Source organism: Sphingomonas aestuarii (assembly GCF_054457155.1).
Genome location: NZ_JBTKVV010000023.1, coordinates 1 through 734 on the forward strand (window position 1 = coordinate 1; position 734 = coordinate 734).

The window sequence follows — 734 nt, forward strand, 5'->3', positions numbered from 1 at the left end:
CTGGAGCGGGCGAAGGGATCGCAGCATCCGTGTTGCCCATGTCTCCAGTCAGATCGTCCGCCAGAGCATGTGTCGAGGCTTCAGCAGAGCCTTTGTCGATGCTGTTTTTCACGATGCGACCTCCACAGTGCGCGTAAGCGTTTGGGCGGCTGACTGTCGGCCGGGCGGCGATTGGTGATCGTTCGCGGGGACGACATCTGGATCGTTGATCTGGGCCAGTGCGCGATAGACGCTTGCTCGACTGATCTCCATGACGCGTGCGATCTCGTGGGCTTTCATTCGACGATTGAGTTCCCGGACACGATCGAGATCGATGGTGGATCGGCGACCCTGATAAGCGCCGCGTTGTTTGGCGGCTGCGATACCTTCACGTTGGCGTTCAGCGCGGATGTCCAACTCGAACGCGGCGACTGCGCCGAGGATTGAGAGGGTCAGCCTGCCGGTGCTGGTGGTCGTATCGATGGCCTGATCGAGGCAGCGGAAGCCGACCTTTTTCTCATCGAGCCGGGCCAAGATATTGTGAAGGTCGCGGACCGAGCGGGCGAGCCGGTCGAGCTTGGTGACGATGATGGTGTCGCCATCGCGCGCAAATTCGATCGTGGCTTGAAGCTCGGGCCTGTCATCGGCGGAGCGTCCGGATCGTTGCTCAGCAAAGAGCTTATCGACCCCAGCATTGGCGAGGGCGTCGCGCTGGATGTCGAGGGACTGATCGGTGGTTGAGACTCGCGCGTATC

1 protein-coding gene is annotated in these 734 nt (G+C 61.2%); it reads right to left on the minus strand.

Going from position 1 to position 734, the window contains the following annotated elements; translation table 11 throughout:
• Positions 1-108 precede the first annotated feature (108 nt).
• On the minus strand, positions 109-734 hold a 626-nt coding region (locus tag ACX0GZ_RS14770; protein ID WP_458817514.1), incomplete at its 5' end, for a recombinase family protein.